Here is a 24,750-nt window from a genome sequence, read left to right as displayed (position 1 = left end):
GCTACGACTCTGGCCCGCCGCTGACCGCGCACCACGTCCTGGACTCGTTCCTGCGCGCCCTCGGCGTGCCCGCAGAACAGATCCCGCCAGAGGCGGACGCGAAGGCGGGCCTGTACCGGTCGGTGCTGGCCGGACGGCGGATGCTGGTGGTGCTGGACAACGCCGCGACTCCCGACCAGGTCCGGCCGCTGTTGCCCAGCGAACCAGGCTGCATGGTGGTGGTGACCAGCCGCAGCCGACTGTCCGGACTCGTCGCCCGTGACGGCGCGCACCGCATCAGCCTCGACGTCCTCGCCCCCGACGAGGCATACGCTCTGCTCCGCGAGGTCATCGGGCGCACGCGCGCCGACTACGAGCCCCAGGCGACGGCCGAACTGGCCCGATCCTGCGCTCATCTGCCTCTCGCGTTGCGGATCGCCGCCGAACGGATCGCCAGCCGCCCGCACCTCAGTGTGGCCGATCTCGTGCAGGAGCTGGCCGGGGAGCACGACCGGCTGGACATGCTCGCCGCCGACGACGACGAGACCACTGCCGTGCGCACCGTATTCTCCTGGTCCTACCACGCCCTGCCCGACCAGGCCGCCCGCCTATTTCGGCTGCTCGGCCTGCAGCCCGGGCCCAGCATCAGCCTCCCGGGTGCCGCCGCCCTCACCGGCACCACCACCGCCAGCACCCAGCGGCTGCTAGCGACGCTGACCGGGGTTCATCTGCTCACCGAGACCGGATGCGACCGCTACCAGTTCCATGACCTCCTGCGCGACTACGCTGTCGAGCGGTCCGCTGACGAGCCAGTCCATAGACGAGAAGACGCGACCAGGCGGCTGTTCCAGTGGTACCTCCACACCGCCCATGCAGCCCTATTCGCCTTCTATCCGCAACACCCCGAGATCCCGATCCACCCCCGCCCACCCGACTGCCACCCATTGACGTTCATCGACAACGACCATGCCCGCACATGGTTCACCGCCGAACACGCCAACCTCATGGCCATCATCCGGCGCGCCCCCACGGTCGGCCAGCACACCGTCGGCTGGCAACTGCCCAACGCCGTCGACTGCTACCTGGCCGACCACCATCACGTCGCCGACCAGATCGCCGTTCACCGACTCGGCCTCGCTGCGGCCCAGCACCTCGGCCACCAACTCGGCCAACGCTGGGCGCACGGTCATCTCGGTGAAGCACTTTGGGGGGAACGACGCTACGACGAAGCCATCGTCCACCACCAGCAGGCACTGACCATCGGGAGGAGCATCGGCAACAGGTTCGGAGAGGCCTCCGCGCTGGGAGACCTCGGCCACGTCTACAACCTATTGGGGCGATACCGCGAGGCCGCTGATCACAGTCGCCAGGCCTTGGATATCGTTCGAGAAATCGGCCACCAACGGAACCAAGCCGTCAACCTGACGAACCTTGGCAACGCTCTCCGCGGCATGGGCCACCTCGACCAGGCCTTGACCCACCTGCAGCAGGGCCTGAACATCTTCATCGCGATCGGGGCCACGGGAGGCCAAGCCTGGCCACTGCGATGCATCGCGAAGGTCTACCACCAGCAGGGTCACAGCGACCATGCTGTCGACTGCCTCCGGCAGGCCGCCGCCCTGCACCTGCAGTATGCAGGCCCCGGAACCTACAGTTACGCGATGACTCTCGGCGATCTCGGGACCGTCCTGAACGACATCGGCCGGCCGCGCGAGGCCAGAGACGCCTGGAACGAAGCCCTCAGCATCCTGAACGACCTCGACCCCCACCAGGCAGACCAAATCCGCGAACACCTCAACGCACTCGGCCCCACCGAGAACAACTCGTCCGAGTAACCACAGCCTGCAAGGCCGCTCCATTGGACAAATGTCCTATTCGGACAGTCTGAATAACCGACTGTGACGTCAAGCAGGGGCACCGCTTGGTTCGATAGTGCGTACGGCCGTCGGCACAGTGTCACTGCGATGCCAGCCACGCCTGCTAGGGCGGCTGCTACCCGCTCCAGTGTTGCCGCCCGTCCCAGCACCCAGCCTCCGCGTAGGGCCATCTGCTCGGTTTCGGCTGGTGGACTGGCAGTATCCATCGCGCCGAACCTTGGCGTGAGGGGCTTTCACAAAGAGCGGGTGTCGCGGAACATCGGGCATCTCGCTGCATCAACCCGAGCACATCCACCAGCCTCGCTCGCGGGCTGCCGAGCAACGTCATGACCATCGTCTCCGTCACCGGCGCCGAGCAGCCGAGGGACGGCGGGGCGATCTGCCCGTCGATGGACGCCGGGCTGCTCGATGGCACGTCCGGACCCGTTGGCAGCTGGCGACAGCGTGCGAGAGGTTGCTCTGCAGGTGGCGGCGAGTTGTCCGGCCACAGAGCCATCCGCGAAAAATAGGAGTCAACGAGGCTGAGGACGCACGTTTCCCCGGCTATCCCCCAGCGAAGAGTACGGGACCCCGGGAGGCAGGCGCAACGACTTCCAACAGGGGGATCAGCTGGAACGCGTCGAACGGCGCGCTCGTCGTAGGCCGCTCTGAACGACTGCCCGGTGCGACGGCCCCGGTGGCTACGACGCTCGCGACGGTCGCAGACGCTTCCAGCCACGATCACCACCCACGCCGCCGCGCAAGCGACGAAAAGGAGCAACACCGGCACTTCATGAACGGCAGCCGCGCAGCCAGCTTCCGCAACCCAGTTTCGAGTTGACCGCCGCGCTGCCGGACATTGTCAGAGTTTGGTTGTTCCCCAGGTGACCAAGTACTGCGGAGCAGGTGGCAGCGCTAAAAAGGGTTTCCGGAGTACGCGTGACCGAACCTTTCGACGCCAGTGCCGAGTTCCTTGCCGCTACAGAGATCCGCTGGCCAGCGACGAAGTAGCCGGTTTTCACACCCGGGCGTTACTGATCGATTACAGTAATGGTTGGGGAGGTCTCGCGCTGGCTGCCCCACCGTGGTGGTGACTTGTCGCTTGAGGGGTGCGCATCGTGGGTCAACCTGCGTCGAAAGCAGGCAGCTGGCTTGACGGCCTGATGTTCAACATCGGGGACCCGCCGGGTGGCGGAGGCGGGGCTGCTGCGGGCGGTGGTCCGGGTTCGAGTGGGCAGGGGTTCAGCCTCAGCCATGATGAGGCGATGAGCATGCTGAACCTGGCGCGCGGCATCCGCGACGATCTGGCGAAGATGATCCCCAAGGCAGAACGTCTCACTCATCTGAACCCACCTGCCGAGGACCCCGCGAGCAAGGGCTACAACGCGCTTCTTTCCGGGTCAGGTGTGGGTGCCAGCGCGTTCGGCCACGGCTTGGGCCATATTCAGCGTGAACGCGACTACGTCTCGACGCTGATCGAGCGGCTGGAGAAGGCCCTGCACATCACCCAGAGCGGCGACGACGACGCGGCGGGAGCGGTGCAGAACGCCGCGAACTCGGGCGGAGGACTCGCCTGATGGCTTCGCGCATGCTCGTACAGTCAGCTGGACTGATCGTGCTCGCCGCGGTCGCGGCCGCCTGCAGTTCTCCCGGCAATTCCGGTTCCGCCGTGCCGACGTCCGCAGGTCCGTCGGCGAGCACGTCCGCCTCGGCCACGCTGCCGCACAGCGGCGCGCCGAAGGTCGCGAACCCGTTGCCGTCGACGGTCCTGGACGGTTCGCCCTGCGACGGCGGTCTCACCGGGGACCAGTTGAACGAGATCATCGGCCAGGCTCCGCAGGGCTCGCCTGACACCAAGTCCAGCCTGGGTCCGAGCTGCACGTGGATCAACAGTGTCAAGGGTTCCTACGTCGACGTCGCCTACGACACCAAAAGCGACGACGGGCTCAGCTCGTGGTACGCGAACACCAAGCCGAAGTCGGTGGTGTGGAAGGAATCCGAGGCGCTCGGGTTCCCGTCGGTCGCGCACGTGACGCAGAGCAGCGACTCGCCCGACGAGTTCTGCCAGGTCACCATCGGGATCAACGATCAGCGGACCGTGGACGTCTCCATCGGCCTCAGCTCCGCGAAAAAGGGAACTGTCGACCCCTGCTACGTGGCGAACGTCGCCGCCCAGCGGGTGATGACGAATCTGAAGCGCAAAGCGGGTTCGTGATGTCGATCTTCGATGTCCTGGGCGACGCGGCGAAAGCCGTCGAAGGCGCCGTCGAGTGGGTCGGAGACCGGGCCAGCGACGTCGGCGGATGGTTCGGCGATCTGTTCGAGGGCAACCTCGGCGAGCAGGCCGTGCCCCAATCCGAGCTGGTCAAGCAGATCATGGCGAGCAAGGGCGCGCCGGACTGGCACGGCGGCGCCGATCAGGCCGCGGAACTGGCCGAGCAGCACGCGCAGCTCAGCGGCCGAGTGCAGCAGCTGATGTCGGGCATGGAATCGTCCTGGACCGGCGGCGGCGCGGACGCCGCGCAGGCGCGGATCAAGCCGCTGGCGGACGTGTCGCAGGCCGCGTCGCACACGTTCACCGCGAACTCGCAGAACGCCAGCGGCCTGGCGCACGGGTTCGACCAGCTGAAGGCGTCGCTGCGGCCGATGCCCGAGACTCCGCCGCACCGGACGTTCCTGGACGAGGCACAGTTCTGGCGGACCACTGATACCGAAGCGAAAATCAACCAGTACAACGAGATCGCGCAACAGAATCTCGACAAGTACACCACGTACGCGGACACCGCGAAGTCCGCAGGCCAAGGCTTGAAGATCGACTACGGGCAACTGCAGGACTTCGGCGACGGCAACGTCGACATCAGCTCGCAGCCGAAAGAGCCCGCTGACCACAGGGCAGGCCCGGACAATCCTCACCTGCGCAGCGGCGGCCACCAGCCGCCCGTGGCAGCGCCGGGCACCAGCGGGCCTGCGCAGTCATTCGCTCCCCCTCCGCCGCCGTCGACGCCGATGCCGTACCACCCGCCGACCAGCCACGCGGCGGGGCTGCCGCGCTACCAGCCTGGAGGCGTACCCGGCGACGGGACGACCACAGCCGGATGGACACCACCGGCATACGAGCGCCCCAACACCCCGGGCTGGGTGCCTCCTGCGCTGCCGAACACCGGCACCGGTGCCAACGGCGGCAACCCGTCGTCGGGGTTCGTCGCGGGCTTCGGACCCACGGGCGGCTTCGGGCCCACCGGCGGACTGCCCGGGAGCAGCCCGGGCAATCCCGGCGGAAGCACGGGCGCCCGGTCCGGCGGGTCCGCCGGACCGGGCGCGGGTTCCGGTGCTGCGGAAGAACCGGGGGCCCGCGGAGGCGCGAACTCGGCCGCGGCCCGAGGCGCGGCCGGGGCCAAGGGAACGCCCGGGATGGGCGGCATGGCCGGCGGCGGCAAGGGCGGGAAAGGCGAGGAAGACAAGGAACACCAGCGCAAGTACGGGCTGGACGACGATTCCGCGTTCGACCTCACCGACGACGAGGACGGCCGGCTGCGCGACCCGCGCACCGGCCTGCCGCCGACACCGCCCACCATCGGAGGCTGACCCGCGCCGATGACGATCATCGACAGACCGGTCCGGATGCCGCGGCCGGCGTTCTTCGCCGCCTGGAACTACACCGGCCTGACCAGCCTCCCCGTCGTGGTGAGCCCCGAACACTCCTACATGACCGCGGAATTCGCCGCCGAACGAGAGCGGCGAGCGATGGACCGGTTCGCCGCCCTCGGACTCGCCACCCCGGACGGACGGCTGACCCCGCAATTCCGGGCCACCCTGGAACTGCTCGCCGCACCCGCCCGCGAGTGCTACTCCTGGACCGCGTTCACCCACCGCCCGCACGACGACGGCGCGTTCTTCGTCGCCGCGGCCGGACGCGACGCCGTCCGGCTGATCACCGACCATCAGTCGATCCAGCTCGACCCGATCCCGCCCCGCAACCTCGCCACCGCACTGATCGAGGCCCTGCCGGAACACCCACCCGCCCGGATAGCAACCCTGCGGATCCCCACGACCTACCTCGAGGACACCGACGTCGACCCGCTCTCGGAAATGTCCGGGCACGCCGACGACCTGCGACACCTGCTGCGAAGCGAACGCACAGCCGTGCACAAACTCCACGCTGCGGTCGGACACGGCGCCGACCGCGTCCACAGCACAGCCCTGACCGTCTACGACCTCACCCGCGCAGGCCGCGTGCTCGCCTTCACCAGCGACGCCCCCGACGGCGGGCTGGAAGCCACCGTATGCAGCGGTGACCGCACCAACCTCGTCGACGCGCTCAACCTCACCCTCAACGGACTCGCCTGACGCCGTCGATGCATAGCAGTCTCCGCAAACGCATGCCGGTGCGACTGCCAGGACAGACAGCGATCCCGCCACAGTCACCCGCGGTCGCCCCATTCGCTCTCAGCACTGGCTCCACGGATACAGAGCGCTGAACTGGTCGAACGCGTCGTTCAAATCTTCATCCCGAGCCAGATCATCTACGACGACCGACGATCCCGAAAGCACGTCCGCGGCAGCGAGCACACCGACGACAGCCTGCACGACCGCGGCATACCGACCCGGCGGCACATCAGGTGGCAACTGCACCCGAAACTCACGAGGTCCCACGCATAGAAGGCTGCCTGTCATCAGTTGATGACAGGCAACTCCACCGTTACGACCAGACTAAGTCGCGCTCCGTCCTCCATCTGAGGGTGTTCCTGGTGGCCAGGCTTACCGCTGTCGGTCGGCGGGGCCCACCCCATATGCGCGAAGGTGCAATGTACGTCCGAACATGCTGGGGAAGGCCTCCAGCCCTCGGCTGGAACGCCCACTCGGCGTCGTCGCCATCGGCATCGAACTGGTCGACCCGCCACGCCGACAAGCCAGCGAGTCTCCGGATGACGCTCCACACGAGCCCGGCCCGAAACCCGTCGAATAGGACGACGACGTACCACGGCGGCACCCCGGGCCCCTTGTAGGGAGCCCGCGCAGCCAGCGCCGGAAGGTCCGGCGACCGTCAGCCCGGTTCGCTTTCGCGTCCGAGGTCACGCAGCATCCGATGGTCTGAGCGCTGTAGACCACGGCGCGACACTGAACTCAAGCGCCGCACGACTACGCCGAGGCTATTCGAACCGTCGCTGACGGCCTCGGTGTGGAGCTAGGGGCTGAGCCGAGTCACTCGTATCACCGTATGCTCCGGCCAGGGGCAGCAGCACGACGAGTTCTTCGCCAAACGTCCGACGGCACCACAGTCACACTCAGCAGGCGATCGCGGCAGTGACAGCGTGACCCTGTCGCGTGAAGGAGACAGCGGATGGCCACGACCAGCGACAGCACCGCGAAGCTCGCGGTGCTGTCATCGACGCCGACAACGCACAACCCTCAATCACCGAAGCCCTTCTCGCCGAGGTCGCCAAGTACGGCACCGCGCACGTCAAACGCGCCTACGGCGACTGGACCGGCACCAACCTCAAAGGATGGAAGGACCACCTGCTGGCCCAGTCGATCCAGCCCATCCAGCAATTCGCCTACACCACCGGCAAGAACGCCACCGACGCCGCGATGGTCATCGACGCGATGGACCTCCTCTACTCCGAGCGCTTCGACGGATTCTGCATCGTCTCCAGCGATTCCGACTTCACCCGGCTGGCGGCGCGGCTGCGCGAGTCCGGGCTCACCGTGTACGGCTTCGGCGAGCGCAAGACGCCCAAGCCGTTTGTCGCCGCCTGCGACAAGTTCATCTACGTCGAAAACCTCACCTACGCAGAGCAATCCGCATCGACGGCCGAGACGACACTCGCACCGAAATCGGCTACCTCCAGCGCCCAACTGAAGGGCGACACAACCCTGGTCGCCCTGCTGCGCAACGCCGTCGAAGCCGCGTCCGACGACGACGGCTGGGCGGCACTGTCCGCGGTCGGCAGCATCATCACCAAGCAACGCCCGGAATTTGACTCCCGCACCTACGGCTATTCCAAGCTCAGCGACCTGATCACCGCAACTACGCTGTTCGACCTCGACCGGCGCATCCCCGGCCAGGGAAAACCGGCAACGGTCTACGTGCGCGACCGGCGCCGGAAGCCGGATCGAGTCTCGACAACGACACCGGAAACTCCCTGAACCTGCAGCGACGTCTATCCATCAGGCTCGCACCGATGGCCAGTGGCAGCATCACTTACGAGGCACGACGCCACAGCTGCCAGCTCTTCATTTTGCTTCCCCCTGTCGCCGCGGCTAACAGGCACGCACGCGGCCGCGGACTCAGACACGCTTGTCGACCTGGTCAGAAGGCGGGAAGGCAGTGGCTACGCGGAGAAACGCGCGATGTTGATCAGCGCGCTCGGACGGGCCGGTTGGTGATCAAGCAGTATGAGTGGAACGGCAAGCGCGTGTTCGACAAGACTGGTTTGTGGCTGGCCAAAACGGACGCACCCGGTACACGTGGATGTCGGATGGCCCGGGCGGCATACGCCCGGGCTCGGACCGTCGTGCTAATCGTCGAGTTTCTTGTCGTAGCGCAATCGAAAGAGGAGAGTTAGCACTTTTCTGGCGTCTGCGCGTTGGCTGGATTTCCTGGCCAGGAGTGCCATCGCAACCGTCGACATCACGGTGAGCGACCAGGTTAGCGGAAGGATCAGCAGTGCGAGGTATGCTTCAAGAGGCATGATTGATCCCGCGTCGTCCGCTGTTGGTGAGCGCGCTTGCCGTTCCGGCTAGCTGACACGCTCCAGACGGCCGCACAGTATGTTCGTTCTCATACATCCTGTTGCGCCTCAAATACAGCACAATATCTAGACCACTGCATTCCCTTAGCTCAAAAGAGTAGGTTTCCGCCGCACAGGGTTCACAGTAGCAATGTTCGGAGTTGTCCGCATTCAAAGGCAAGCCGAAGCGTGGAGTAAGAAGTCTGGTTACTATTTCATGATGGGTGAGATCCCCGGCCCACTCAATGTTTATAACAGCCCCGCCATCGCCAAAGAAGTTGAACCAGAGATCCGTAAATTCCATCTTTGTGCGGGCTCGAAATGCGTGCACCCTTCGCAGCAGTCCGCTTAAAATCTTTACAGCTAATGCGTGGCTCTTGCCACCGTCCACCATGGGATACGTCTCGATCATATAAGCTTCTTCATCGTGCAACTTGTCCGCATCACCTTGGTAGGCGGTGTCGAAGAAGCCAGGATCGGGGAAAGTCTCACGGATAGCGGCATGCCAGACGTCGGGGCTGATTCCGGGAAGAATGACTTCCCCGGACGCGTGCAAGCGTCGAAGAATCGCCCCACGCTTCGTGAACTCGGCGCGAAGCCCGGGAATTCCACTCAGATTCCCCGCGCCTTCCCGAATCATCGGTGCGATCTTCGATACAAAATCTTCGATAGAGTCGCCTGAATCATGGAGCAGTAGCTCCAGTTCGTTCTCTCGTGGAGTTACCGAAGAAATGCCGAAAGGGTGCTGTGGACCAGGCTTGAGATTCTGGGGGTCTATCCCATATCCGACCTTTTCAAGAATCTCAGCTTCAAATTGAGCTTGTTCAAAGCTGGCCTCGGGTATTAACGCAGTGTCTCGGTTAATATTGCTGATCTCTTTGAGAACCCGGCAATACTGCTCATTGGTATAACCTTGCCGACTGCGGACAGCCTTACTGCGATTTTTGGTCACAACTATCTCCTGGGCACGCACCCGGCCTTGTGCTCAAGCTAGTTGCGGACAATGTGGGCAACCAGTCTGGAACAGGCAGGCACCAAGCCCATTTCGTCACATGACTCCACAGCCGGGATGAAGTCGACGTGGCACCTGCGTGCCGAGGAACAGACTAGTCGCCTGTACCGCCACGGTCAAAGCGGGGGTACGGTGCCCCACGTGCGTGTTCTCAGCCCCTGCTGCTCGGCCCACGGCCGTCCTGCTGCCCACACCGTCATCGGGGTGGCGGTGTTTATCGATCCGGACGACAGTCCAGCCGTGTAAGGCGCAGACTGGCCTCGTCTTGAGTTTCAGTTCCCTGGCATTTCTCAGGTTTCACGCTTTCTGCGCCCAAGCCCGGGTTCGCCGGCGGGCGAGCGACGTGCGAGGAGGACGCCCCAGCGGCCACAGCGGGAGACACCTCCGGGCGGGGTCGTAAATCAAGGCGCAGGTGAGCCGCTTGTTCGGAGGAGAACGTCCGGCTCCGGGTGAGCCACAAACACGCAAACCTCCCCGGGAGACGGGCAAGGCGGCCCAGGAGGCAAGGGAAGTTACGAAGTCAGCCGGCCAGGGACGCACGAAAGCAATCGCGAATCCGGTTCCAGGCAATAGATCCCGTCGCGGAGTGCTTGAGCGCCTTGCCCGAGAACCCAGCCTGGAGGGCCCCGGTTGAGCGGCTGTGCCGGCAAGTCGCCAAGGTCCAGAATGTCTACTGACCTTCGGATCTGAAGGTCTCGACGTAGCGGGCTGGGCCAGCGGGTCGAGTTCGAGCCTGGGCAACACCCGCAGTGAGAACCGGCAGGTCCGGTGCTCCCGCCGTGACGGACAGGTGCTGCTTGCGTGGGCACAGTCAGCGCTCGCAGGGACTAGTGGCCACGCCGTCATCGTGATGATTGTCGACACGGCTGCCGCGCTGCGGCGGGCCGTCCGCCAGTTCGACGCCCATCATGGCCGACGACCTCGACACCGCGCCACCACCGCCCGTCGGCCGACCAAGGGGTCTTCCACCCAACCCGGCTCTCAGCAGCCGAGCGGCTAAAATGATCCTTCATTTGCAATCATCCGGCTCATCAAGCAGCGGTTTTACTTGGCGAGTACGACAGCCGTCCTGTTCGGATCGATTGTCTACACACCTGGCCTTGCAGGTCCTGTCGTCAAATGAAACGAAATCAGTGCACGCTGGATGGCTTTGTCTGCCGCCCCGGGATCTCCAGCATAACGACGTGACGTTCGCTGCTGTCGCCCGGTATTCCGATCGTGGCGTGATTGACGTAGTCGCGCAGGTGCGGCGCAGGGCCTTTGTCTTTGGGCTGGGCAAGCCGGAGCACGACCAGGAACCCGATCTGCACGTCGGTAGCCTGATAAGTGACCGTCTGTTTGATGTATTTCTGCTTCTCAGCGACTGGCACCATTGTCTTGTCAGCTTTGAGTTCCAGGTATAGATGGAACCCGGGGAAGCTCACCTGGATGTCAACCCGGCCGGCACCGATTTCCTGTACTTCCACGTTCGTGAGGTTGCTGAGCGAACCGTTGCACAGCCAGTCGTACAGATCGGCGTGCAGGTCGTGTTCGTCGGCATCGTCCCTGAACAGGTATTCCCTCGATGATTCCTGGCTGTTCATGCACCGCGAGACGAACCGGATGAGCTGGTCGAGCACCGCTTGTACTGCCTGCGGGACATCTCCCTTGAAGTCGGGGCACGACGCCAGAGCGTCGAGCATGCCTTTGCGGACTTCGGTGATGACCAGGTCGTGGTCGAGGGCATTGGCGTCGCGAACGTCTGCTAGAGCGGTGTTCAGGCCGCGGAGCACCGCCGGGGCGAGTCCAGCGAGTGCTTCGGCCGCGCCCGCGTGGGGTCCAAGGAATTCAGCGAGCAGGGGCGGCAATTGGGCCGCGCCCTGCGCCGGGTCTTTTCCCGGCGGCTCCGGGGCAGCGAGAAGAGCAGCCTTGGCTGCTTCTTGAAGCGCCAACGCAGCACCCAGACGTTCCTCGTCCTGCGTCGTGTCGCCGTCTGCGGTCTCGACCCGCTGCTGCAGGAATTCGATGTGGTCGCAGAGGTTCCGCATCAGTCCGGCTCGCGCAGCGAATCCGCCAGCGATCGCCGGCCGCACTAAGGCGCGAACCGACTCGATCCCTCCGACGTCGCTAGTGATCTCGTACGTGTGCGACGCGGAGTAGATCTGAAGCAGGTCGTCGATCACGACCGCGGCGTCATACAGGCTGTCGCGGTCAAGTTTGTCTCGCAGCCACGCCAGATCTCGGGTCAGCCGAGCCCAGCCCTCGAGCACGAGTTGCTTGCGGTCCCCGCTCCAGTGGCTCAGCCCATAGCCGCCCACCGCGAGATCCTGCACGCGCGCTGTGATGGCCTCGACCAGGGAAAGGTCAAGCTCCCACTCCGCAGCAGACCTCGCCGCCGCACCGTGCTCGACCAAGTCCGCCATGAACGCCCGCAGCAGTCGCAGAGTTCCGTGCAGCGCCTCGATGTCATCGCGTTCGTCCTGAGCTTTCGCAAAACTAAGCGCTTCGAGCGCGGCCTCGAGATGCGCGGTGACCTCGTGTGCCCCAGAGGCTCGAAACACGCGGACCAGCTCGATGTTTGCTGTGGTCCAACAGGCATCGGACGCGATGTCTTTGACGTACTCACGGTCGCGGGTCACCGTGGTGTCTTCCGGCGCGGTATATCCGGCGGGCGTCACACCGCTGAGAATGCCGACAACGCCGATGACACGGTCGTCGACCGGCCACCGGTCGTAGGCGGCTCCGACGGACCGGAGCACCGCCTGCGCGTATCGGCGAGGTTGTGGTGTTGCGATGTCCTCGATCAAGCCGAACAGCTTATACTCCGAGGCCTGACCGGCCAGTGAAAGACGCGCGTAGGTTTCCAACGCGTCAGCGTGCCGTGACACCTGGGCAGGTGAAGGGGCTGTCTCGCCTTCGGCCGGACGCGGCGGCGTCGCGAGCGCGAAGCACCGCGCCGCCAGGGCTCGCCCGCCCATGGTGAGCAAGAGCTCGTTGCTGCAAAACTCGTCGAGGCCCTGGCCGAACTGCAGTGGATCAGTACTGGCCGTCACCGCCTCCACCAGCGCGGCCACGGCGGCTCGGGCTTCAGTTATCTCCTGGTCGGCGGCTGCGATGTCCCGGCTCGCAAGGCTGAGCACCGGGGTCAGCATCGGGTTGTCCGCCAGCCGCGGCGCGACGACCGCAATCGCAGCCCAACCGCCGAGCCGTCCGAGAAGGTCCTCCGGCGGTTCTCCCCCCCGTGAGCGCCTCGGAGAGCCCCTGCTCGATCGCCTCGGGTTCGAGACTGGTCACCAGCAGTTCCTCCTTCCGCAGCGTCATCGTGCCAGCCAGCATTCATCGAGGCGAGCGACGCGTCGGGGCGCTACCAAACGAAATCGTCGCCGGTCGCGACCAGCACATTGGCCGGCGGAAGCAACGCCGTCAGCAACGGGCCGTGGGTCGTCGCGACCACGATCTGCATGCTCGTCTCCTCGGCCGAGACACGCATCGCCTCAAGCATGGTCTCCAGGTCGTCGGCGGGGACCTCTTCGGCTGCGGGGGAATCGATGAACAGGAGACCGGGATGCCGGCCAACCCCCGCTCGGTGGCCGTGGGCGATCAGGGCGATCGCGGTTGCCAGCTTTAGGCGGAGCTTCTCGCCGTTGGTCAAGGCACCATACCCGCTCTTGGCTCCTCCCTTGTGGACGTCCATGTTCGCGTTCCCCTTGAGGGAAACGCTCGTGATGTTGTCCGCACCGAAGCTGCGAGCCAATCGGGCGATCTCCTCGGATACTTGGACCAGCAATGGGTCCTGATCGCGCTTCAGCCAGGTTCCGGTCACCTTGTCCGCCGACTCCAGCACCGCAACCCGCAGTACATCCGGCCGCTCCGGCGAGCTGGCGTCTGCTCGCTGCGTCATGCTTTCCAGCGCGCCCTCGGCACGAGCGAGTTCGAGCTCGGCCTTTAGCCGCTCACGTGCCCGCTCCGCACCCACTTGGGCGGCCAGCGCTACGGCCTCCGCGTCACGCCGGTTCTGCTCCGTGTCCGCAAGCTCGGTTTCGATGGCTGCAACTGCCGCGTCGGCATCGTCGGCGGCTCGCAAAAGAGCATCGAGAACATCCGTGGCGGGTTCTCCGTCGTCGGCAGTCCGATCTGCGACCTCGGTCGCCGCAACCAGTTCCTCGCGGGCGTCACCGGCAACGTCGGAAGCGACCACGACGTGGCCGGCGAACGCGTCCAAATCCAGATGCGCCGAGCACAGCGAGCAAGCGTGTTCGTGTCCCTCCGCGTGGCGGCGCTCCTCCGTCACCGCGGACGAGCATCGCGGGCACACCGTAGGGGTCATCGCGTTAAAGAACCGGCGGGCGAGGGCGTCCTCCATTGCAGTGTTGCGCCGGGCCCGCTCGATACGCACTTGGTCGTGGACCTGCACCGCGGCCGAGCGCGCCACAAGCAAGCGGAGCGAGATCTCCTGCGCCGCCCTCGCGGCGTCCGCTGCCTTGGCCGTCGCCGCCAGCATCGCGTCGACGTCGGGTTCGGTCGCGTCGAACGACGCGAAGCGCGCTCGCGCCGCCGCTGCCCGGCTCTCCGCGGCTGCCAGCGGTGCCTGCGCCACCTCTGCCGCGATCTTCACCTTCGACGCAGCTCGGTCACGTGCGAACTTGACAGCGTTCAGGGCGGTCTGGGCCTGGGCACGCGCCGGCGCCCACCGCGTGCCTACGAACATCTGCAGCATGCGTGTCCCGAGGACACCCTGATTTCCCACGACAGGGTCGAGGACATCGGCGTGCACGGCGAGGGCCGACGCGTAGGCCGGCCAGGCGTGGGACGTCTCCTGGTCTTTCGTCCACATCGCGATCGGTTCGAGCCGGAGGCGTTCGAGCATCAGCGCGCCCATCAGCGACTCGAACTCGACGTCGCCATGGAAAGCCCCCAGGTGGCTCCGCCGTTGCGTCACGCCTGTGGTCGTCACCTGCACAACCGTGCCGTTCGGCACGCCAGCCACGACGGCGAAAGACACGACGGCGAGAACGTCGTCGATGCCGAACTCAACCTCAACCTGCTCCAGCCACGACCGGACATCGGGCTGCAACGGGCAGCGGCCGGTCAGCGCCCACTCTAGGAACCGCAGCACCGACGACTTTCCGCGGAAATTGCGCTCGCTGCCGACTCCGTTGACGCCGTCCGCTGGAGACCAGTTCAGAGTGAAGGGCACCGAAACGGTCGGCTTCTCCCCAGCCACGTCGGCGACCGCATCGTCCACCTCGAGGATCTTCGTCCCGGTTACCTGGAGCTTGCGCACCCGCAACCGCACGGGGACTCCCGTGGTCGCGCTGGTCGAGACGCCAGCGTCGGCGAGAATACGCTCAACCTGTTCCAGTTCGAGGTCGAAACCATTCTTCACACAATCGTCGTGGACCGCCTCCCCGAGCGTGCTCACTGTCTGCTCCCCTCTTTTGCGGCTGTCCGAAGCTCCTTCAAACGTCCTCGGACGCCGTCGGCGATGGGTGCGATGTCCACGCCGAGCTCGGTCCTGGCGTACTCGGCTTGCTCGTACTGGCGCCTCTTGAGCGCACTGCCCAGATCATCACCGGCGACGAGCGCGACCAACTTGACCTGCTTGACGTACCAGCTCAACCGGGGTTCGTCCGCCAGGTTCACGACTGCAGCTTGACCCGAGGTCGTGAGAAAGAACTGACTTCGAGCGGCCTTCACAATCCCGCCCAAGCGGCGGAGAAGCGCGAGCCCGTAGGCCTCCAACACCGCGAAGGCGTCGTCGATAGCCTCATAGGCCCCGAAGTGCCACCGCGGCATCGGATACCACCGTAGGTCCGGCTCCGGATCGTCCAGCAGGTGAGTCGCAACATCCAAATAACTCTCGGGAAGATCACCCGCTACGACCTTGGACACGAGTTCATCCGCCAGGTAGTCGGGGTTGCGCAGCCAGAAGTCGAGCGCCTGCAGCCGCAACTCGCTTCGAACGACTTTCACCGTGCTAGCCGGGTCGGCGGTCGTCACCAGTTCACCGCACGCTTCGAGGATGACCAGCAGCCGGATCGCGTGCTGCAGGCGAGTCGACGCAGGCCGCGCGGTCCCGTTGTTCGTGGTCAGAGCGTCCCCCTCCGTTCCGCCTGGTCAAGTGCGAATCGCCCCTCTCTAGTGAAGTCGATCACACGCTCAGGCCCGTTACAGAGCGGCGACACTGGGTCAGGCAGCAAGTGCCACGCCGCCCACTCAGCGACGCCGAGTTCTTTCAACCGAACTAACGAGAGTAACAGCTAGTAGCCGTAGGCCACTCTGAGCAACAAGGTGTGGGTTGGAGTTCGCCTCGGCACGCGGTTCGGTGGAATCCCTGGTGCTCGACGACCAGAAGCGCCTCGATGCGCCTGACTGGGCTGAGGTTCTGGCGCACGTATTGCCGGGCGAGCTGACAGATTGTGCGGATGAACTGCGTGTCCTCGTCAAGCAGCTGGCTCCAAGACGGCGCCTGGATCGCCACGATACTCAGTGGCTTGTCCATCGTGGCCGGCGTGATCGTGTGGATCAACAAGCAGGCCCGCGGATGGCGAGAGCATCGGCGCGCCATCCGGCATCGGAACTGGCACGGCTACATCATCACGGGCTCGGTGTCGAGCTGGTACGTCCGGATCGCCGACGCCCCCAAGAGCCCGACCGGCCGGATCGTCCTGGACGTGCTCGACGGCCCTGACGGCACGCCGAACGCCAACCGCGCCCACTCGATGCGCCTACAGATCGCGGCGGACGGCATCATCGCCCGAGCACCAACGCCGGAGGAGGACGCCTTCCTCAAGTCGCTGGGCCGCAAACGCGGCGGAGGCAACGACCCACAAGGGTTTCCCGTGCGCTGACCTGACCGTGCTTTCCAACCCGTCGCCGGGATCGGCTGATCTCCGCGGCAGCCCGCGCGACAGCGTCGTCGGCTTCAATCTTCGAAACAGCCAGCACACCCGGCGGAGGCCCGCCACGTCGAGTTGAACCAGCGCCAGGTACCCCGTGCGTATCACGGTGATCCGGGCGCTCGGGTGTCGATGCCCATCGAGCGCAGCTCAGCGCCGGACCTGGAGGAATTGCCGGACCTTGACGCTGTGGTGGCGTTCGGCGTGTGCGATGCCCGCCGAAGCGGAGTGGCTATGGTGACCGGCGCGCAAGACCACCCCACCGAGTACGCCCACGAGCCGCTGACCACCCGCGAAGCCTGGTATCGGTTCGAGCACCGCACGCCGTGCTCACCCACGCCGAACGACGGCGACCGCGGATTATTACGGGGTTCCCAAGGTAGGCCGCCGACTGGTCGGCTGTGCAATGCAATGAAGTTTCGAGTCGCCCGGCCAAGAGCACGCTCACGGATAGCCAACCGCGGCTACCAGCGCGTTCTCGCGCCTCACCACCGCCACGAGATCCCGCGACTTCGCTGCACCGACCCGAAGCTGCTTCCGCAGAGTCTCCGCAGAGATGGGGCGCCGGTAGCGCCGCCAGTGTTCAGCGTCCGCGTGCCGGGCGCGCTCCACGAGTTCTTCGCAGAGACCGGCAGCCCCGCGGGTTACTGGTCCCTTCTGCTTGTCGCGCCGCGGGCTTGTCGCGTCCGGTACATCATGCTCGAGGCTGCCGCTCACCAGGTCCGTGGGCGAAGGTCCAGCTAGCGGCGCTGACTGCAGATCGGAACTAGCAGCGGTCAGCGCGCGAAGGAGGCCTGGGCCCGCTTCTGCCCAACCGATCAGTAAGAGTGGGCCGACCGAGTCGAACGCGGCCTTACCCCACTGACCAGCGAATACCGGGTCAGCGACGTTCAACAGCAGGGTCACGGCGCTCGCCGCCAGAAGCAGGCGGCGCGCTGGCCGCAACACATCATCGCTGGCCCCGGACAGGGCGAGATGTCGCGTTCCGACGAGCAACCCCAGCACCGTTAAGTCGACAGCGGGCGCCACCAGCGGCGCCACGAACACCGGCACCTGCAACTTCAACGCCAGGTTCAGCACGTTCCCGAACCCGAACAGGAAGGTGAGCCCGATGACTAGCCCCATGGTGGTCGTGACGAACCGAGCGACAGCTTGCGAGCTCGCGTTCACGACGAATCCCCAGCCGGGCCCGGAAGCTCGAAGCTCGCCTCGACCACCAACGTGCCGACGTAAAGCCCCTGGTCAGACCCGTTCCCATCCTTTGGTAATCCTGCCGAGGGCACATTATCGGCCGATACTCGAAATCACCTTCACGGTGCGGGTATCGGCCAATTTTTATTTCTCACGCCGGGTGGATGAGGCGGCTTTCGTAGGCGAAGATCACGGCCTGGATCCGGTCGCGGAGTTCGAGTTTGTGCAGGATTCGCCCCAGGTGGGACTTCACGGTCGCCTCCGCAAGGTGCAGGGCGGCGGCGATCTCGGCGTTCGAAAGACCGGAACCCACCTGGACGAGTACCTCGCGTTCGCGGGTGCTGAGTCTGCTGAGCCGTTCGTCGCTGGCGGTGTCTGCGTCGGGCAGGTGCGGGCGGAATTTCTCCAGCAGGCGGTGGGTGACGCGCGGGGAGACCACCGCGTTGCCCGCGGCCACGGTGCGGATCGCGGCGAGCAGTTCCTCGGGTCTGGCGTTCTTGAGCAGGAATCCCGAGGCTCCGGCTTTGAGCCCGGCGAAGGCGTATTCGTCGAGGTCGAAGGTGGTGAGGATCAGGACTCTGGTCTGCGGGCGGCTTCGGAGGATCTGCCGGGTCGCCTCGATTCCGTCGATCGTCGGCATGCGGACGTCCATGAGGACGACGTCGGGACGCAGGTCGTTGGCGAGGCGGACGGCGTCGGCTCCGTCCTTGGCTTCGCCGACCGGTTCGAGGTCCGGCTCGGCGTCCAGGACCATGCTGAATGCCATGCGCAGCAACGCTTCGTCGTCGGCGATCAGGATGCGGATCGTCATGCGGACTCCGCTGAGGCACCGAAGGCGAGGCGGGTGTGCACTCCCCAGCCGCCACCGGTGAGTGGTCCGGCCAGCACCGTGCCTCCGTAGACGGCCGAGCGCTCGCGCATGCCGGTGATGCCGTTGCCGGAGCCGGGGGAAGTCGGCGGGCCGGTGTCGGTGACGTCCACGGTGACGGTGTCGGCGGCGCATTCGATCCGGACCTTCGCGCGGGTGCCGGTGGGGGTGTGTTTGAGAGTGTTGGTCAAGGCTTCCTGGACCAGGCGGTAGACGGTCAGTTGCGCGGTCGCGGGGATGTGCGTGTGGCTGCCGTCGATGTCGAGGCTGGTCGGGAGTCCGGCGGCGCACATCTGGTCTGCGAGGGTCTCCAGTTGCGCGATGCCAGGCAGCGGGTGACGTGCCGCGTCGGGTTCGTCGGTGCGCAGGAGGCCGAGTGAACGGCGCATGTCGGTGAGGGCTTGTCGGCCGGTTTCGGAGACCTGGAGCATCGCGGTGGTGGCTTTGTCTGGCGACCGCTGCTGCGCGGAAACGGCGGCGTCGGTGAGTGCGACCATGACGGACAGGTTGTGGGTGACGATGTCGTGCATCTCCCTGGTGATCCGGGCCCGTTCCTCGGCGACGGCCCGTTCCCGCACGGCTTCCAGGTACGCACGCGCGGTCCGCTTGTTCACCCCGAGGACGGCCGCGGCGACGACCATCGCGGTGAGTGCGGCGAACGGGGTCAGGAACGCACCGTCGCCCGCCCAGCGCAGGCAGGCGAGGACAGCCCCGATCTCCACTACGGCGACGGCGACGAACGTGACTCTCTTGCTCGAGTTCGCGGCCACTGTGTAGAGAGCGACCAGCAATGCGATGTCTGCGGGGAGTTGGATGCCTACCACCCACTGGACTGCCGCTGCGGTTGCCACCGCACCGAACACGGTGAGCGGGGCGCGGCGACGCCACACCAAGGGCAGCACGAGTGCGGTGGTGAGTGCGGCTGCCGCAGGTAGCTCCGCGGGCGTCCACATGATCAAGACGTGGAGCAGGAGAAGCGCAGGCAACAGAGCATCCTGCACCCGCTCGGTCCTCATCCTGCAAGCGTAGGCGGACGGCCCGCCGCGCACATGAGCCTGACGTCTGACCGCGGCGGGCCGGATTGCGACTGCAGAAGGACTTCCGGTACCTCCTGTGGTCGTAGCGCGGCCGCTGGTTCGGGTGCTCGATTGCCACTGCGGACGGGTTGGAGATCGGGTCCGGAGAGCGATGTGGCCGGGCTGGTCCGGCACCGAATATGGCGGCATGAACCTGCTGGAAATCCTCACGTTGCTCGGCGCCGTCGCGCTGGTGGTAGCGCGCTGGCTGCCTGCTGTTTCCCGCCCACGCGTCACTATCGCGGCGGGGGCGGTGTTCCTGCTGTCCGCTATCGCGCTCTGCGTGACGGGGATCCGCTGGCAGCTGCTGCCGGTGCTCGCGGGCGGTGTCGTCGCGGCACCGTTCGCCTTCTCCCCGCTGGTACGAAGCCGTGCTCGGCGGGCCCGTTGGTGGCTGGCGTTGCCGGGAGCGGTGTTCTGCGTCTGCCTGATCACCACCGGCCCGGTGACGGCGTGGGCTTTTCCCGTCCCCGTCTTCCCTACGCCCTCTGGCGGCTTCGCGGTCGGCACCCGGGTACTGCAGTGGACCGACCCGGACCGTCCCGAGACCTTCACCGCCGATCCGCGGGACCACCGCACGGTCGTGGCCCAGCTCTGGTACCCCGCCAACGGCCCAGCTGACGCCCCGCGTGCCCAGTACCTCGGACGCACGGAAAACGAAGCGCGCACCGTCGCCGAAGCACTAGCTGGCGGAGTCGGCCTGCCGGGCTTCCTGTTCGACGGTGTTCCGCTCGCCCGAACCCACGCGGTTCCCGATGCCCCGGTGGCCGTCGAGGGCGGACGGTTCCCGGTGGTGCTGTTCTCGCCGGGGTCGAGCGGAGTGCGCACCCAGAACACCGCGTGGGCGGAGGAAATCGCGAGCCACGGCTATGTGGTCGTCGCGCTCGACCACCCGTACGACTCCGCCGCCGTCGTGCTCGCCGACGGACGGACGATCACCAGCGCGACCGTCTCGACCGGCGACCAGGCGGAGGACGACCGGCTGGCCGACGACTGGACCGCGATCCGGGCCGCCGACCTCAGCTTCGCGTTGACCCGGCTCGGCGCCGACCCGCTGGCCGCACGCCTGGACACCGGCCGGGTCGCCGTGACCGGGCACTCGATGGGTGGCGCCGCCGCGCTACTTGCGGCTAGGCGGGACCACCGGTTCACCGCCGTCATCGACCTGGACGGCTACCCTCGCGGACCCTTGTCTCCCGCGCTTGATCAGCCGACGCTCGCGCTCACCCAGGCCGTCACCCCGGCCACCGATCCGCGCTACCTGCCTCGGCTCACCGACGTGCTCACGCGGGGTGCGGCGACGAACTACCGGCTCACCATCCCTGGTGCCGCGCATCTCACCTTCACCGACGGCCCGCTGTATCTGCCGCCGGTGCCTTCGATCGTCGGTTCGCTGGGTCGCGCCGAGAGTCCGCGTGTAGTGGCTGCTGCCAGTCTGGCGTTTCTGGATTCCGTGCTGCGCAAGGGATCCGGTGACCTGGCGGGCGCTTTGTCGAGCTACGGGGAGCTCAAGGTCTTCCATCCTGGCGACGGCCGCTGATCAGCGGCGCGTTCCGGCGCGTTCGCGCGCCCAGCGCACGAATTCCATCGCGTTCTCCCGCTGCGGTTCGGTGGCCACCGTCTCGAGCAACCGGTCAAGCTCGTCGCTGCGGCCATGCTCGGACAGCATCGCGGCCTCAGCCCGCGCGAGATAGCCAGCATTCTCGTCGCCGCGGATGAAGCCGAGGTCGCGCGACCGGATCTGCTCGGTCATCCGCTCGCGATCAAGGAGCGCGGTCAAGAACGGCCAGCCGTCGTCGGCCAGGCGGGCAGCCATGTCCCGCACGGCGGCTGCGCTGTCCCGCCGTCCGGTGATCTCCCACCACCCGTCGCTGCCGGGCGGCGCGCCGGTGGGGTGCAATCGCCTGCGGTAGAGGCCCAGGCTCTCGGGGATCGGCTTCGGCAGGCGTCCGAGAGTGCGCTCTTGCCAGTCGAGCCACGGCCGGGGCGCCAGCGACAAGTTGATCACGCATCTCAGTCGCTCACGATTGCTGAACGACGACGACTGAACATTGACGATGGCCCAGTCTCCCAACGCATTCGACCGACGCCAGTTCCCGCCCGAGCCGCTGAACCCGTGCACGCGCGCGGCCGGGCCGACAACATCACGCAGGGCCTCGCGAAGCGCGATCTGGGCGGTCACGAAGCCGAGCTTGGCAGACCACCGGGGCCGCCAGCTACGGCGAACGGCGGTTGTCTCCCGCCCCGGTACCGGGTACTCCTATTTTTACAACGTTGTAACGCCTGAGTGGAGGCTGATCTCCGTGCCGCTGAACCGCAGACACTTCGTCGCCGGGGCCGTCGCCACTCTGCTCGCCACGGCGTCCGCCGGGACCGCTGAAGCCGCGCCTTGGCGCAAGCGCGGCGGCTTTTACTCGCCCAACGCGGCTCCGCTCTCGCCCACCGCGTTCCTCAAACTCCCGCCCGGCGCGGTCAAGCCCCGGGGCTGGCTCGCCGGGCAGCTGCGGCTTCAGCTCGACGGCCTCTGCGGCCACTACCCCGAAACGTCGCACTTCCTCGACTTCGACACCACCGGCTGGGTGCACCCCGAACGCGGCGGCTGGGAAGAGCTCCCGTACTGGCTGCGCGGGTACGTCGATCTCGCCATCGTCACCGGGGACAGCACCGCGCTGGCCTCCGCTCGCCGCTGGATCGACGCGGTCATCGCCACCCAGCAGGCCGACGGGTTCTTCGGCCCGAGCGAACTGCGCACCAGATTCCGGGGCGGGCCGCACTTCTGGCCGTACCTGCCGATGATCCAGGCACTGCGATCCTGGCAGGAGTACTCCGGCGACGGGCGCGTCATTCCGCTGCTGACCCGATTCTTCCGGTACATGAACGCGCAAAGCACCGACGTGTTCGACGCGGACTGGCTGAACATGCGCTGGGGCGACGGCCTCGACAGCGTCTTCTGGCTCTTCAACCGCACCGGCGACGCGTTCCTTCTCGACCTCTCCGACAAGATCCATCGCTACGGAGCCAACTGGGTCGGCAATCTGCCGAGCCCGCACAACGTCAACGTGGCACAGGGATTCCGCGAACCAGCCCAGTATTCGCTGCGTTCCGGCGACGCGAAGCTGATCCAAGCGTCCTATCAGGACTATGCCCAGATCATGGCCGCGTACGGCCAGTTCGCCGGCGGCGGGTTCGCCGGGGACGAGAACGCGCGCCCAGGATACGGCGATCCGAGGCAGGGCTTCGAAACCTGCGGGATCGTCGAGTTCATGGCCAGTCACCAACTGCTCACCAGACTGACCGGCGACCCGATCTGGGCCGACCGCTGCGAAGACCTCGCCTTCAATTCCCTCCCCGCCGCACTAGACCCGTCCGGGCGCGCGGTGCATTACATCACCAGCGCGAACAGCATTGATCTCGACAACGTGCCCAAGACCGAAGGCCAGTTCCAGAACGGCTTCGCGATGCAGGCGTATCTGCCCGCCGTCGACCAGTACCGCTGCTGCCCGCACAACTACGGCATGGGCTGGCCGTATTTCACCGAAGAACTCTGGCTGGCGACCCCGGACCAGGGCCTCGCCGCGTCGATGTACTCGGCGAGCAGCGTCACCGCGAAAGTCGGCGACGGCACTTCGGTAACCATCGACGAGGACACCACCTACCCGTTCTCGGAGACGATCACCTTCACCATCCGGACCTCGCACCCGCTGAATTTCCCTTTGCACTTCCGGATTCCTTCGTGGTGCGCCACCCCGCACCTCACCGTGGCAGGTACACCGGCCGCGGCACCGGCTGGGCCCGCTTTCACAAAAGTCCAGCGCACGTGGCGAAACGGCGACGTCGTCACTTTGACCCTGCCGCAGCGAACCTCCGTACGAACCTGGTCCGCGAACCACGACTCCCTGTCCGTCGACCACGGCCCGCTGACGTACTCGCTGCGAATCGGGGAACAGTACGAGCACCTGGGCGGTTCCGCGCAATTCCCGGAGTACGCCGTGCACGCGACTACGCCCTGGAATTACGGGCTGACCGTCGACGCCGCCTCGGCGATGACGTTCGCCGCCGCTGGCGGGCCGCTGCCGGACAATCCGTTTACTCCGGACACCGCGCCGGTGCGAATCACCGCGCCTGCCCGGAAAATCTCTGAATGGACCGCAGACGACCAGAATGTCGTCACGCCGCTGCAGTCGTCGCCAGCGCGCAGCACGGCGGAGGTCGAGACTGTCACATTGATTCCGATGGGTGCGGCCCGATTGCGAGTCACGTCGTTCCCGACTGCCTCGCCCGATGGCACCCAGTGGGTTCCTGGTCGTGGCGGCGCGGGATTCCGGATCGCGAACCGCAACTCCGGCAAAGTCCTCGGAGTGGATCGAATGTCCACTGCGGACAGTGCGCAGGTGGTCCAGTTCAGCGATAACGGCACCGCCGACCACCTCTGGCACCTGATCCCGAACGGCGACGGCTGGTATCGGATCCGCAACCACAACTCCGGCAAGGTACTCGGCGTCGATCGGATGTCCACCGCGGACAGCGCGACGGTGGTCCAATACACCGACAACGGCACCGCCGACCACCTCTGGCAACTCATCGACAACGGCGACGGCTGGTTCCGCATCGTGAACCGCAACTCCGGCAAAGTACTCGGGGTCGACCGCATGTCCACAGCAGACAGCGCACAGGTGGTCCAGTACACCGACAACGGCACGGCGGACCACCTGTGGCAGCTAATCCCGGACGGTCAAGTGCGAGTCGAGAACCGGAACTCGGCGAAGATACTCGGCGTCGATCAGATGTCGACAGCCGACAGCGCCCGCGTCGTCCAGTTCGGCGACACCGGAACCGCCGATCACCTGTGGATTTTCGAAGCCGCGGGCGGCTGGCTGCGGATCCGCAACGTCAACTCGGGCAAGGTGCTCGGGGTTGACCGAATGTCCACAGCAGACAGCGCGATGGTGGTCCAATACACCGACAACGGCACCGCCGACCACGACTGGCGACTGCTTGACAACGGCAGCGGCTGGTTCCGCATCGTGAACCGCAACTCCGGCAAGGTGCTCGGGGTAGACCGGATGTCCACTGCGGACAGTGCGCAGGTGGTGCAGTTCAGCGACAATGGGACCGCGGATCACCTGTGGCGGCTGCGCTAGTTTTTAGAACTCCCCGGT

At 66.1% G+C, this 24,750-nt stretch carries 17 protein-coding genes; 9 read left to right on the top strand and 8 right to left on the bottom strand.

Translation table 11 applies throughout. The annotated features are described in order from the left end of the window. The 6 genes from ACFORO_RS09900 to ACFORO_RS09875 all read left to right on the top strand — a co-directional run. Positions 1–1,814: ATP-binding protein (locus tag ACFORO_RS09900; RefSeq protein ID WP_377896523.1), on the top strand; the 1,814-nt coding region annotated here is incomplete at its 5' end. Between the two features lie 1,286 nt (positions 1,815–3,100). Continuing rightward, a complete protein-coding gene (locus ACFORO_RS09895) occupies positions 3,101–3,412 on the top strand; it encodes a hypothetical protein (protein WP_377872008.1) in 312 nt (103 codons plus the stop codon). Next, positions 3,412–4,050 carry a DUF3558 domain-containing protein gene (locus ACFORO_RS09890; RefSeq protein WP_377872009.1) on the top strand — a complete coding sequence of 213 codons (639 nt, stop codon included), beginning with the start codon at positions 3,412–3,414 and terminating at the stop codon, positions 4,048–4,050. The genes ACFORO_RS09895 and ACFORO_RS09890 overlap by 1 nt, the downstream gene beginning before the upstream one ends. Further along, positions 4,050–5,420, top strand: a complete 1,371-nt coding sequence (locus ACFORO_RS09885; protein WP_377896521.1) for a hypothetical protein — start codon at positions 4,050–4,052, stop codon at positions 5,418–5,420. The genes ACFORO_RS09890 and ACFORO_RS09885 overlap by 1 nt, the downstream gene beginning before the upstream one ends. Before the next feature lie 9 nt (positions 5,421–5,429). After that, positions 5,430–6,182, top strand: coding sequence for an ESX secretion-associated protein EspG (locus ACFORO_RS09880; RefSeq protein ID WP_377872011.1), 753 nt, complete (start codon positions 5,430–5,432; stop codon positions 6,180–6,182). A gap of 978 nt (positions 6,183–7,160) precedes the next feature. Beyond that, entirely contained in the window at positions 7,161–7,982 is an 822-nt protein-coding gene (locus tag ACFORO_RS09875) for an NYN domain-containing protein (protein ID WP_377872012.1), read from the top strand. Positions 7,983–8,516: 534 nt separating this feature from the next. Here ACFORO_RS09875 and ACFORO_RS09870 read toward each other — a convergent pair. The 4 genes from ACFORO_RS09870 to ACFORO_RS09855 form a co-directional block, all read right to left on the bottom strand. Then, positions 8,517–9,518, bottom strand: coding sequence for a hypothetical protein (locus tag ACFORO_RS09870; RefSeq protein WP_377872013.1), 1,002 nt, complete (start codon positions 9,516–9,518; stop codon positions 8,517–8,519). Between the two features lie 1,190 nt (positions 9,519–10,708). Beyond that, a complete protein-coding gene (locus ACFORO_RS09865) occupies positions 10,709–12,709 on the bottom strand; it encodes a hypothetical protein (protein WP_377872014.1) in 2,001 nt (666 codons plus the stop codon). A 212-nt stretch (positions 12,710–12,921) separates the two neighbouring features. Then, entirely contained in the window at positions 12,922–14,979 is a 2,058-nt protein-coding gene (locus tag ACFORO_RS09860; protein WP_377872015.1) for a hypothetical protein, read from the bottom strand. Beyond that, positions 14,976–15,557, bottom strand: a complete 582-nt coding sequence (locus ACFORO_RS09855) for a hypothetical protein (RefSeq protein ID WP_377872016.1) — start codon at positions 15,555–15,557, stop codon at positions 14,976–14,978. Before ACFORO_RS09855 ends, ACFORO_RS09860 begins: the two co-directional genes overlap by 4 nt. Before the next feature lie 494 nt (positions 15,558–16,051). Between ACFORO_RS09855 and ACFORO_RS09850 the strand changes: the two genes are divergently transcribed. Next, positions 16,052–16,408 (top strand): hypothetical protein, encoded by a 357-nt coding sequence (locus ACFORO_RS09850; protein ID WP_377872017.1) that lies wholly within the window; start codon positions 16,052–16,054, stop codon positions 16,406–16,408. 492 nt (positions 16,409–16,900) lie between these two features. Here the strand turns inward: ACFORO_RS09850 and ACFORO_RS09845 are convergent, their stop codons facing one another. The 3 genes from ACFORO_RS09845 to ACFORO_RS09835 form a co-directional block, all read right to left on the bottom strand. Continuing rightward, a complete protein-coding gene (locus tag ACFORO_RS09845) occupies positions 16,901–17,581 on the bottom strand; it encodes a hypothetical protein (RefSeq protein WP_377872095.1) in 681 nt (226 codons plus the stop codon). 217 nt (positions 17,582–17,798) lie between these two features. Next, positions 17,799–18,458, bottom strand: a complete 660-nt coding sequence (locus ACFORO_RS09840) for a response regulator (RefSeq protein ID WP_377872018.1) — start codon at positions 18,456–18,458, stop codon at positions 17,799–17,801. Next, complete coding sequence (locus ACFORO_RS09835; RefSeq protein WP_377872019.1) at positions 18,455–19,531, bottom strand: sensor histidine kinase; 1,077 nt, start codon at positions 19,529–19,531, stop codon at positions 18,455–18,457. Before ACFORO_RS09835 ends, ACFORO_RS09840 begins: the two co-directional genes overlap by 4 nt. A 208-nt stretch (positions 19,532–19,739) precedes the next feature. On the opposite strand from ACFORO_RS09835, the gene ACFORO_RS09830 reads away from it, so the two are divergent. Then, complete coding sequence (locus ACFORO_RS09830) at positions 19,740–21,131, top strand: alpha/beta hydrolase family protein (RefSeq protein ID WP_377872020.1); 1,392 nt, start codon at positions 19,740–19,742, stop codon at positions 21,129–21,131. Here ACFORO_RS09830 and ACFORO_RS09825 read toward each other — a convergent pair whose 3' ends face one another. Continuing rightward, the gene (locus tag ACFORO_RS09825) at positions 21,132–21,773 is read right to left on the bottom strand and encodes a DUF4304 domain-containing protein (protein ID WP_377872021.1); all 642 of its coding nucleotides are present in this window, start codon (positions 21,771–21,773) and stop codon (positions 21,132–21,134) included. Between the two features lie 121 nt (positions 21,774–21,894). Here ACFORO_RS09825 and ACFORO_RS09820 point away from each other — a divergent pair, with 121 nt between their 5' ends. Continuing rightward, the gene (locus ACFORO_RS09820; protein WP_377872022.1) at positions 21,895–24,732 is read left to right on the top strand and encodes an RICIN domain-containing protein; all 2,838 of its coding nucleotides are present in this window, start codon (positions 21,895–21,897) and stop codon (positions 24,730–24,732) included. Positions 24,733–24,750: the final 18 nt, after the last annotated feature.

This window comes from Amycolatopsis halotolerans, from assembly GCF_042647905.1.
GTDB classification, from domain to species: Bacteria; Actinomycetota; Actinomycetes; order Mycobacteriales; family Pseudonocardiaceae; genus Amycolatopsis; species Amycolatopsis halotolerans.
The sequence above is the reverse complement of the archived record's forward strand: the minus strand, read 5'-3'. Positions and strand labels throughout refer to the sequence as shown.